10 protein-coding genes and 1 pseudogene are annotated in these 10180 nt (G+C 72.4%); 6 read left to right on the plus strand and 5 right to left on the minus strand.

The window, feature by feature from the left end; translation table 11 throughout:
- The 4 genes and pseudogenes from PROKR_RS08585 to PROKR_RS08600 form a co-directional block, all read left to right on the plus strand.
- A pseudogene (locus PROKR_RS08585) lies at window positions 1-352 on the plus strand (transcriptional regulator FtsR); the annotation flags it as partial.
- Window positions 353-508: 156 nt separating this feature from the next.
- Complete coding sequence (locus PROKR_RS08590; protein WP_036961889.1) at window positions 509-1015, plus strand: bifunctional nuclease family protein; 507 nt, start codon at window positions 509-511, stop codon at window positions 1013-1015.
- A 100-nt stretch (window positions 1016-1115) separates the two neighbouring features.
- Window positions 1116-1706: a MerR family transcriptional regulator gene (locus PROKR_RS08595; RefSeq protein WP_036961893.1), complete on the plus strand. Its 591-nt coding sequence runs from the start codon at window positions 1116-1118 to the stop codon at window positions 1704-1706.
- 98 nt (window positions 1707-1804) lie between these two features.
- Window positions 1805-2494 (plus strand): MBL fold metallo-hydrolase, encoded by a 690-nt coding sequence (locus PROKR_RS08600; RefSeq protein ID WP_036961896.1) that lies wholly within the window; start codon window positions 1805-1807, stop codon window positions 2492-2494.
- A 166-nt stretch (window positions 2495-2660) separates the two neighbouring features.
- Here PROKR_RS08600 and PROKR_RS08605 read toward each other — a convergent pair whose 3' ends face one another.
- The 5 genes from PROKR_RS08605 to PROKR_RS08625 all read right to left on the minus strand — a co-directional run bounded on the left by PROKR_RS08605 (window position 2661) and on the right by PROKR_RS08625 (window position 8508).
- Complete coding sequence (locus tag PROKR_RS08605) at window positions 2661-3890, minus strand: phospholipase D-like domain-containing protein (protein WP_036962058.1); 1230 nt, start codon at window positions 3888-3890, stop codon at window positions 2661-2663.
- Between the two features lie 144 nt (window positions 3891-4034).
- Window positions 4035-4574 carry a hypothetical protein gene (locus PROKR_RS08610; protein ID WP_036961899.1) on the minus strand — a complete coding sequence of 180 codons (540 nt, stop codon included), beginning with the start codon at window positions 4572-4574 and terminating at the stop codon, window positions 4035-4037.
- Window positions 4567-5070 carry a pyruvoyl-dependent arginine decarboxylase gene (locus PROKR_RS08615; RefSeq protein WP_036961902.1) on the minus strand — a complete coding sequence of 168 codons (504 nt, stop codon included), beginning with the start codon at window positions 5068-5070 and terminating at the stop codon, window positions 4567-4569. The genes PROKR_RS08610 and PROKR_RS08615 overlap by 8 nt, the downstream gene beginning before the upstream one ends.
- Window positions 5067-8030 (minus strand): response regulator, encoded by a 2964-nt coding sequence (locus PROKR_RS30630; RefSeq protein ID WP_157601964.1) that lies wholly within the window; start codon window positions 8028-8030, stop codon window positions 5067-5069. Before PROKR_RS30630 ends, PROKR_RS08615 begins: the two co-directional genes overlap by 4 nt.
- Before the next feature lie 100 nt (window positions 8031-8130).
- Complete coding sequence (locus tag PROKR_RS08625) at window positions 8131-8508, minus strand: response regulator (protein ID WP_036961905.1); 378 nt, start codon at window positions 8506-8508, stop codon at window positions 8131-8133.
- 241 nt (window positions 8509-8749) lie between these two features.
- On the opposite strand from PROKR_RS08625, the gene PROKR_RS08630 reads away from it, so the two are divergent.
- Window positions 8750-9829, plus strand: a complete 1080-nt coding sequence (locus tag PROKR_RS08630) for a PIG-L family deacetylase (protein WP_036961908.1) — start codon at window positions 8750-8752, stop codon at window positions 9827-9829.
- Window positions 9826-10180 (plus strand): sensor histidine kinase (locus PROKR_RS08635; RefSeq protein ID WP_036961913.1); only part of this gene is annotated, 355 nt, incomplete at its 3' end. The genes PROKR_RS08630 and PROKR_RS08635, both read left to right, overlap by 4 nt.

A 10180-nucleotide genomic window follows, 5' to 3' on the forward strand; every position in this document is an offset into this window, starting at 1 on the left:
GACCGCGCCCGCCGTGGCCCAGGCCGCCGGCGTCACCGAGGAGTTCGTGCTCAGCCTCGCCCAGGCCGGCCTCCTGCCGTCCACGGGCAGCACGTTCGGCCCCAGCGCCGTCGACGTCGCACGCATCGCCGGCGCGCTGGCCGAGTTCGGCGTCGAGCCCCGCCACCTGCGCACCTTCCGCACCGCCGCCGACCGGCAGGTCACACTCGTGGACCAGGTCGTGGCACCGCTGCGCAGCCAGCAGGCCAGCGCCGGCCGCGGCCGCGCCGCGAGCATGGCCGCCGAGATGGGCGAGCTGTTCACCCGCCTGCACGCCGCCTGGGTACGCCAGGGCATCGACGACCTCGGCTGAGCACACCCCACCCGACACACCCCGCCCAGCACGCCCGGGACGCGGAGCACGTCTTGCCGTCCACGGACCGGCCCGTGACCAGGAACTTGTCCCGAGCGCGCGACGAGGGGCACCAGGACGCCGTACGGTGAAAGCGTGAGGCCGGACGACGTGCCGATGGTCCCGGTGGAGATCCTCGGCGTTCGACAGCAGCAACGCGATCAGGAGATCGTCGTGCTGCTGCTCGACACTGCCGCCGACCTGGCCGTTCCCATCGTCATCGGCGCACGCGAGGCCAGCGCCATCGCCATGGCCCAGGCCGGCCTCGCCACACCGAGGCCCATGACCCACGACCTCCTGCGCGACGTCCTGGGCGCCGTCGGGGTCGCACTCGAACGCGTGGAGATCGTCGCGCTGGAGGGCGGCATCTACTTCGCCGAGCTCGTCCTGAGCAACGGGGTACACCTCGACTCACGCGCCTCCGACGCGATCGCACTCGCCGTGCGCACCGGCAGCCCCGTGCTGTGCTCCGCCGAGATCGTCGCCCTGGCCGGCGTCGAGATCGTCGACGTCGACCAGCAGGCGGAGGTCGAACGCTTCCGTGACTTCCTCGACCACGTCACACCGGAGGACTTCTCCGGCCCGCCCGGCGGGGGCGGGCAGGGCGGCGGCCGGACCGGGTGAAAAGCGGGCCAACCGCGACACGCCGAGACGTTTCGCGGCGCGCATCTTTGAAATCACCTTCGACGCGCCATAGCGTGGCCACGACACCCCAGGAGGCACAGTGAACACCAGCGGTGAGAGAGCCACACGCGCTACGGTCCCGCACGGCGCGCAGGGTCTCCTCTTCGGTGAGGACCTGACGGAACAGGACGCCACGACCGGCTATCGGGGCACCACCGCGTGCCACATCGCCGGCATCACCTACCGGCAGCTCGACTACTGGGCCCGCACCGGGCTCGTGGAGCCGAGCATCAAACCCGCCACGGGATCCGGCACCCACCGGTTGTACAGCTTCCGCGACATCCTCGTGCTCAAGGTCGTCAAGCGACTCCTCGACACCGGCGTCTCCCTCCAGCAGATCCGCACCGCCGTCACGGCCCTGCGGGAACGCGGCGTGGAGGACCTGGCCCAGATCACCCTCATGTCCGACGGCGCGAGCGTGTACGAGTGCACCTCACCGGACGAGGTCGTCGACCTGGTCGCCGGCGGACAAGGCGTCTTCGGCATCGCCGTCGGACGCGTCTGGCGCGAGATCGAGGGCACCCTGGCCCAGATGCCGACCGAGACCCTGGAACCCGGCGAGTCCGACGACGTCCCCGAGGTCGAGGGCGACGAGCTCGCCCAGCGCAGGGCCGCCCGCTCCGCCGTCTGACCCGCCCTCCGACCAACTCCTGAGCCGTCTGGCACGGGGTGCACAGCACCCCGACCAGGCGGCCTGCTGTTGCCAGGGCACAGGCGTAGCCTGCGAGCATGCACCTCACCTTCCACGGACACGCGTGCGTCACCCTCCGCCTGCCCGGCACCCTGCCCGACGGCGGCGGCACGCTCGTCATCGACCCCGGCACCTTCAGCGACACCGACTCCGCCCTGGCTGGCGCGCGCGCGATCCTGATCACCCACGACCACGTCGACCACGTCGACGCGACCGCCGTCGTCGAGCACCTCACCGCGCACCCGGACACCCAGGTCTGGGCCACCGGCCCGGCAGCCAGCGCCCTGCGTGAGGCGGGTGCCCCGGCCGGCCGGGTGCACGAGGTGGCGCCCGGTCAGGTGCTGGACGCCGGCGGTGCGCGTGTCACGGTGGGTGGTGGGGACCATGCGCTGATCCACCCGGAGATCCCGCGGGCGGTGAACGTGACGTACCTGGTCGAGGCGGACGGGGCGAGCGTGTTCCACCCGGGCGACTCGTTCGACCCTCCGGCCGCGGCGCCGGAGGGTGGTCCGGACGTGCTGCTGGTGCCGGTGGCGGCGCCGTGGTTGCGGACGGCGGAGTTCATCGACTTCGCGCGGTCGGTCCCGGCGGCGACGGTGGTGCCGATCCACGACGTGTTCCTGTCGGAGATCGGGCACGGCAACGTGGGGCGTTGGCTGGACACGGCGCGCCTGGGTGGTGAGTACACGTACACGCGGCTGGCACCGGGGGAGTCGCTGGAGGTCTGACCTCCTGCCACTCCTGCGCCGGGACGGTCGGCGGAGAGTGTTGCTCCCCGGGGTGTGTTGCCGTGAGTAGACAATGTCTGCTCAGGGCAACACACCTGGCTGGGTGGTGCTTTCCCTGGCACGCGTCACTGCCAGGGATGGCGGCGGGCAGCGGCCGGGTGCTGGGCTACAGCAGGGGCCGCAGGGGGATGAGCAGGTATTCGCCGATCTTGGCCACGGCGCCGCGTTCCTCCCACTGGGCCAGGGTGAGCTCGCTGGCGTTGGACAGGTCCATGGCGAAGACGTCCTCCATGCGGGCGGCCAGGCCGGGGTCGACGATCTCGAGGTTGACCTCGTAGTTGCCGGTGAGGCTGAGGCGGTCGATGTTGGCGGTGCCGATGGTGGTCCAGCTGCCGTCGATGGTGGCGGTCTTGGCGTGGACCATCGCGCCCTCGTACAGGAAGATCCGCACGCCGCCGCGCAGGAGGGACGCGTACTGGCCGCGGGCGAGCCAGTCGGCCACCACGTGGTTGGAGCGGTGGGGCACCAGGACGCGGACGTCGACGCCGCGGGCGGCTGCCGCGAGGAGGGCGGCGTGGATGTCGTGGTCGGGGATGAAGTAGGCCTGTGTGATGTACACGTGGTGCGTGGCTCGGTCGATCGCGTCGAGGTACAGGCCGCGGATCGGGAACACCAGCTCGGACGGCGCGTTGCGGGCGGCCTTGAGGTGCGGCAACCAGGTGCCGGAGCCGACGTCGGACAGGATGGGGTGGCGCGGCCTGCGGTGCCGGTTCCAGAAGTCGACGAACGCGTTGCGCAGCTCCCACACCGACGGGCCCTCCAGCCGTACGTGGGTGTCGCGCCACTGCGTGGCGTACAGAGAGCCGATGTTGTATCCGCCGACAAACCCGATCTCGTCGTCGACCACGAGGATCTTGCGGTGGTCGCGCCCGGACTTGCGGATGTTGAGGAACGCCATGCCGGGGCGCAGCACGGGGAAGCGCAGCACGTGCACGCTGGGCGGGAAGTCGAAGAACGAGTAGGGCACCACGAGGTTCGCGAAGCCGTCGACGATGACGTAGACGTCGACGCCGCGCGCGGCGGCGTCGATCAGCTCCTGCTTGAACTGCTGGCCCACCTCGTCGTTCTTCCAGATGTACGACTCCAGCATGACGCTGGTGCGGGCTCCGCGGATCGCCTCGAGCATCGCGTCGTACAGGTCGGCCCCGTACGTGTAGACCGTGGTGGCGGTCTCGTCGATGTGCTCGGTGAGCGGCTTCTCGGTGGGGAACTTCGCCGTCAGGGGGTGGATGCGCCGTCGGACCATGTCGGTCGCGGTGAGGGCGACGGCCACGGCCGCGGGCACGGCCGCGGCGACGATCGCGGCGCGGGTCGCGACCGACCGGGCACGCTGCATGAAGTCGGACGGGACGTCCACGGTGAGCTTCGGAAAATTGCCGGGGATCTTACGTGCAGCCACGACCTCACGGTACCCGGTCTCACGGTGTCGGACCCGGTAAGACGGCACGGCGCGGGTCAACAAGGCCGGTCAGGGCGCGGGTCAGTGGAACGTCGTGGCGTAGTACGCCTGGCGGTCCACGGTCTCCACCGTGACGTCCTGGGTGCGTTCGAGGTGGCGGCGCAGGTTGTCGGCGAACCGCAGCGAGTCGTCGTTGAACCGGGAGACGTCGTAGGCGCACACGACCTGGTTGGCGGCGAGGTGGGCCACGAGCGCGTCGATCATGTCCATGAAGGTGCGGGTGGCGCGCCGCCCGGGGTGCGCCAGGGTGAACCCGATGTACCACAGGGCCCCGCGCGCGGCGTGCTCGGGGTAGCGCGCGGCGAAGAACTCGGGGCTGACCCAGGGCACGGCGGCCAGGTCCTTCGCGAGGGTGGTCAGCCCCACGGGCTCGCCCTGCTCGTCGCGGGCCAGGAGCTTGGTCACGCGCGGGTCGGCCATCTCGGCGTCGAACTCCTCGCGGTACAGGACGTGCCGGGCGGCGGCGCGGGTGCGCAGGGGCTCGAAGGCCTGCACGTACAGCTCCCAGAACCCGTCGGCGTCGGCGCCGCCGACGACCTCCTCGAAGGTGACGTCAGCCATGGTGGAGCTCCTGCCAGCCCACGTGCCGGTAGGTGGCCACGACCACGGCGCACACCGGCATCGTGACGCAGGTGATGCCCGTGATCCGGCGGCCCTCCGGGTGGTACCGGTTCCCGCGTGTGGCGGACAGGTCCTGCAGGCTGTGCGTGAGGTCCGCCGAGACCTGCTCGTGCGAGGGCCCCTCGTGCTCGACGAACAGGCCCGCCCCGCTGCCGTCCTCGTGCCGGGACCACGCGATGCCCGCCCACGCCTCGTGGCCCGGCAGCGATGCGTGGGCCTGGGCGTACACGCAGAACAGCAGGTCCCCGTGCGCCCCGCGCAGCTGGTCACGTCCCTCCACCTCCTGTACGGCGGCCCCTGGCGGGACGATCGAGCTGAGCCGCACCAGGTTGAAGTCGCTCACGCCGGCGGCGGCGAGGGCGGCGTCGAACGCCGCCAGGGGCGTACGCCCTGTGCCGCTGCCCGAGCTCACGCGGATGGTCAGGGTGTCGGTCATCGAGGCCTCGTGGTCGGGTGCTGGTCGGGCTGGTCGGGTCGATCAGGCGGGTCCGGAGGATCCCGCGGGTCGAGGGGGTCGGGCCGTCCGACGTCGCCGGCACGGCCGGCAGCGGCGTCCAGCAGGTCGAGCACGGAGTGCAGCACCGCGTCCGGTGCCGCCCGCCCCTTGGTCAGGAAGACGGTGCTGCCCAGACGCAGGTCGGCCCGTTCCGCCGCGTTGACCTCGGCCCCCGAGTAGACCACGAGCGGCACCCGGCGCAGGCGGCCGTCGCGCCGCAGGTCGGCCACGAGCTCCCGGCCGTCGCCGTCGGGCAGGGTCAGGTCGAGCACCACGAGGTCCGGGTCCGCGCCGTGGGCCAGGGCGCTGCGCGCCTCGTCGACGGTGCTGACCGTGGTCACGACCAGCCCCGCGTTGCGCAGCACCGTGGCCACGACGGTGCGCAGGTCCTCGTGGTCCTCGACCAGCAGCACCCGCCCGTGGTGCGGCTGGCGGCGGATCACGTCCCGCACGGTCTCCACGATGCGCTCGGGGTCCACGGGCTTGACCAGCCAGTCGTCCGCGAGCGCCGCGGTCTCCAGGGCGTCGTGGGGGCGGGTGGCGGACAGGACGACGACGGGGACGTCGGCGGTGGCGGCGGTCTGTCGCAGGCGGCTGAGGACCTCGGCGCCGCTGGTGCCGGGCATCGCGAGGTCGAGGACGACGGCGGCGGGGTGCTCGTCCTCGACGACGGCGAGCGCGGCCTGTCCGTCGGTGAGGCCGACGACCTCGTAGCCGCGTTCCTCCAGGACGGTGCGCAGGACGTCGACGACGTACCGGTCGTCGTCGACGACGACGACCTGGGTGGCCTGGGGTGAGCGGGTGGTCTCGGGGGCGCGGAGGGGGCCGAGTGGGTGGGGGGCGGCGCGGCGCAGGGTGAAGCGGAAGCTGGACCCGGTGCCCTCGCCCTGGCTGACGGCCCAGAGGCGGCCGCCGTGGCGTTCGACGATGCTGCGGGCGATGGTCAGGCCGAGGCCGGAGCCGCCGCGTTCGCGGGTGTCGGAGGCGTCGACCTGCTCGAAGCGGCCGAAGATGGCCTCGAGCTTGTCGGGCGGGATGCCGCGGCCCTCGTCGTCCACGCGGAGCTCGACGAGGTCGCCGACGGGGGTGGCGCTGACGCGCACGGTGCTGTCGGCGGGGGAGAACCGGACGGCGTTGCCCAGGAGGTTGGTCAGGGTCTGGACGATGCGTCCGGGGTCGGCGCGGACGATCTCGGGGGAGGTCTCGGCCTCGAGGGTGATGCCGGCGTCGTCGGCGAGGACGGAGACCTGGTCGATGGCGGCGGCCACGAGCGTGTCGACGTGGTGGTCGGCGAGGTCGAGCTGGGTGGTTCCTGCTTCGAGGCGTTCGGTGTCGAGGATGTCGTCGACGAGGCGGCTGAGGCGTTCGCTGCTGGTCAGTGCGATGCGGACCATGCGGTCGGCCTGCTGGGGGGAGTCGGCGAGGGCGTTGCTGTCCAGGAGGGTCAGGGCGCCGCGGATGGCGGTCAGCGGGGTCCGCAGCTCGTGGCTGACGACGGACACGAACTCGTCCTTGATGCGTTCGACCTCGCGTCGTTCGGTGACGTCGCGGAAGACGACGACGGCGCCGCGGATCACGCCGTCGTCGCGCAGGGGGCTGGCGGTGACCTCGACGGGTACCTCCTTGCCGTCCAGGCGCAGGTAGGTGTCCTGCTCGGCGGTGACGGTGACGCCGTCGCGCAGGGCCTCGGCGATGTAGCAGCCGTCGGCGGGCAGCGGGGTGCCGTCGTGGGCGGGGGCGTGGAAGGTGGCGTGCGCGTCGTGGCCGACGAGGTCGGACACGGTGGCTCCGAGGGTGTAGGCGGCGGCCGTGTTGACGAAGGTGACGCGGCCGGCGGTGTCGACGCCGTAGATGCCGTCGGCCACGGACTCGAGGGTGCGTTCGCGTTCGCTGGCCAGGGAGCGCAGCTGGGTGGTGCGTTCCTGCACGCGGCGTTCGAGGCCGTGGCGCAGGGACTCGTTGTCCACGACGACGATGATCTGGCGGGTGACGACGGCGACGAGGACCACGACCCACAGCGCGTTGGCCACCCAGGGCACCGCGTGGTCGCCGGACTGGCCGACGCGGACCAGGGCTGCGGCGAGGAACAGGGTGAAGGTGACGACGGTGCCGAGCACGGGTGTCCCGGCCTCGCGTCGGCCCACGACGGGGGCGCCGGACGCGGCGGGGTGGCGTGCGGCGAGCGCGATCGCGAGGTAGCCGCCGACCCACCCGGCGTCGACGGGGCTGCCGAACGTGAAGCCGCCCTGGGCCTGCAGGAGCGCGAACGCGACGTCGGCCACGGCGTACAGGACGAACCCGCCGCCGACGAGGACCAGGGGTACGCGTTCGGCACTGTTGGAGCGCGTCAGGACCTGGACGGCGAGGGTGGCCAGCAGGGCGTCGACCACGGGCAGGGCGTACGCGGTCAGGGCGGGGTCGGCCTGGGAGGGCTCGGACTGCAGGGCGACGGCGAACAGCGCGATGTACAGCACGGAGCCGCCGACGACGGCGCTGTCGAGCAGCATGCGCACGAGGTCCTGGCCGCGGGGGCGCACGGCGGGGAAGAGCGACAGGCCGACGACGCCGAGCAGGAGGGCCGCGATGTAGGCGACGTCCCCGGTGGCGGGGTCGCGGACGAGGCTGGAGTAGACGTTGCCGGTCAGGCCGACGATCGCGCCGAGGGACAGCAGGCCCCAGGCCCGGCGGCGCCGGCCGGTGGACAGGACCGCGCGGTGCCCGCAGCTGATGGCCGCCACGATGCCCGCCACGGCGATGGCGGCCATGGAGATCTGTTCGCGTGCCGGCTGGGGCAGTGGGCTGGCCAGGGCGAGGGCGAGCAGCACGACCAGCACGCCGGCGACCCAGCACCAGCGCAGAAACCTGTCCTTCGACTGTGCAGCGTCGCGCCGCGGCCCCATGTGCCCGAGCGTAGGGCACCCTTCGCGAGCGTGCAGTTTAGCCCGCCGTCTCACCCACGCCACCACCTCTCCGCCGGACGCGCCGCGGTGGTGGGGTGGCTCAGTCGCGCCAACCGAGCAGGTCGGAGATCTGGTCGGGCAGGGTGAGCGGGTCGAACGGTTTGGCGAGCACCCCGGCTACCCCCAGGCCCTCGTACTGGCGGCGTTCGGCGGGCTGGACCTTCGCGGTCAGGAAGATGACGGGCACGCTGCGGGTGCGTGGCTCGTCCTGGAGCTGCCCGAACGTGGACGGGCCGTCCATCGTGGGCATCATGACGTCCAGCAGCACCGCGTCGGGCGGGTCGGCGGCGCACATCGTCAGGGCGTCGGCCCCGTTGGTGGCGAGCTGGACGGTCCATCCGGCGACGATCTCCAGGCCGGTGCGTACCACGTCCCGGATCGCCTCGTCGTCGTCCACCACCAGGATCCGCCGGTTCATCGGGCCGCTGCCCGCGTCGCCAAGCTGAGTGTCTTCAGCATCTGCCCGTCCCTTCCGGCGGTTCTCATCGTGCCACGGAGGGTCCCGTTCGCGCCCGGCGTCAGGCGGGTGACCCGGGGGTGAGCGGGGGGTGACGCGTGCCTGACGAGGGGCGACGACAGGCGCGTCGCGGGATTCGTGCCTACCGTCTTACAGGTAGGGCGACCAAGGGGCGGGCTGGTTCCTGCGTGGAGGAGGACGTATGACCGACGACGTGGCCGGTGCTCCGTCCCCCGCGTGGTCCGCCCTGGTGGTCGAGGACGACCCGGACGCGGGCGAGTTCACGCGGACCGTCCTGGCCCAGCACGCGGGCGTCGACGTGGTCCTGGCCGCGGACGCGGAGAGCGCCCTGGCGGCCCTGCAGGGCGCGAAGTTCGACCTCGTGGTCATCGACGTCGAGCTTCCCGGGCGCTCGGGCCTGCAGATCCTGCCCGAGGTGCACCGGCTCGCCGTCGGTGTGCCGATCATCGTCCTGACGGCGCACAACCGCGTCGACTACGCGGTCAGTGCCCTGCGCGGCGACGTCGACGACTTCCTGGTCAAACCCGTCGACGTGGACACGCTGGTCGAGCGGGCCACCACCCTGGTGCGGCGTGGCCGCGACCGGCGGGCCGCGACCCGCAGCCGCACGGTCCTCGCGGTCGGCGCCCATCCGGACGACGTCGAGATCGGGGTGGGCGGCACCCTGGCCGCGCACGCCGGCAGCGGGGACCGGCTCGTGATCCTGACGATGTCGGGCGGCTCCGTGGGCGGCGACACCCAGGCCCGCCGCCGGGAGTCCCAGGAGGCCGCGGACATCGTGGGCGCGAAGCTGATCCACCTCGGCTTCGAGGACACGCACCTGGACCCGGCGTCGGGACCGATCACCGCCGTCGAGGAGGTGATCCGCGAGTTCCGCCCGGACCAGGTCTACACCCACAGCAACCACGACCGGCACCAGGACCACCGCGCCGTGCACCAGGCCGTTCAGGTCGCCTCCCGCGCCGTGGCCGACCTCGCGTGCTTCCAGAGCCCGTCGTGCACGATCGCCTACCAGCCCAACCGGTTCATCGACATCGACGAGCACCTGGACACCAAGCTGCGCATGCTGCGCGCCTTCACGTCCCAGGCGCACCGCGACTACATGGACGAGGACATCGTGCGTGCCACCGCCCGCTACTGGTCCCGGTTCACCCGCGGCCGGTACGCCGAACCCCTGGAGACCATCCGGTCCACGATGCGCCTGACGCCGGCGCACGCCGTGACCGCGGACGACGTCGCCGGCGGGCCGGGGCACGCGTGAACACCCATGGCGTCAGCGCGGGTGAGAGCTCGGGCGACAACGCGAGCCGTGATGCGGTGGACGCCGAGCTCGGCGTCGTCGGTCACGAGCTGCGTTCGCCGCTCACCGCCGTCATCGGGTACGCCCAGCTCCTCGGGATCAGCTCCCTGAACGACGAGCAGCGCCGGCACGTGGAGGTCATCGAGCGCAACGGGCGGCGCATGCTGCGCCTGGTCGACGAGCTGATGCTCAGCGCCCGCCTCGCGGCCGGCACTTTCGACCTCGACCGCGCCGACACGGACCTCGCGGCGCTCGCGGGCACCTGCGTCACGGACCTGACGCCCACGGCGCGGGCTGCCGGGCTGACGCTCA

This window comes from Promicromonospora kroppenstedtii DSM 19349, from assembly GCF_000515355.1.
Taxonomy (GTDB): Bacteria; Actinomycetota; Actinomycetes; order Actinomycetales; family Cellulomonadaceae; genus Promicromonospora; species Promicromonospora kroppenstedtii.

What these genes read in the sequence shown, in the direction of transcription:
- PROKR_RS30630 (WP_157601964.1), bottom strand. Translation starts at nt 8,030, where the DNA reads ATGGGGCCGCGGCGCGACGCTGCACAGTCGAAGGACAGGTTTCTGCGC.
- PROKR_RS08590 (WP_036961889.1), top strand. Translation starts at nt 509, where the DNA reads ATGGTCCCGGTGGAGATCCTCGGCGTTCGACAGCAGCAACGCGATCAG.
- PROKR_RS08615 (WP_036961902.1), bottom strand. Translation starts at nt 5,070, where the DNA reads ATGACCGACACCCTGACCATCCGCGTGAGCTCGGGCAGCGGCACAGGG.
- PROKR_RS08605 (WP_036962058.1), bottom strand. Translation starts at nt 3,890, where the DNA reads ATGCAGCGTGCCCGGTCGGTCGCGACCCGCGCCGCGATCGTCGCCGCG.
- PROKR_RS08630 (WP_036961908.1), top strand. Translation starts at nt 8,750, where the DNA reads ATGACCGACGACGTGGCCGGTGCTCCGTCCCCCGCGTGGTCCGCCCTG.
- PROKR_RS08625 (WP_036961905.1), bottom strand. Translation starts at nt 8,508, where the DNA reads ATGAACCGGCGGATCCTGGTGGTGGACGACGACGAGGCGATCCGGGAC.
- PROKR_RS08610 (WP_036961899.1), bottom strand. Translation starts at nt 4,574, where the DNA reads ATGGCTGACGTCACCTTCGAGGAGGTCGTCGGCGGCGCCGACGCCGAC.
- PROKR_RS08600 (WP_036961896.1), top strand. Translation starts at nt 1,805, where the DNA reads ATGCACCTCACCTTCCACGGACACGCGTGCGTCACCCTCCGCCTGCCC.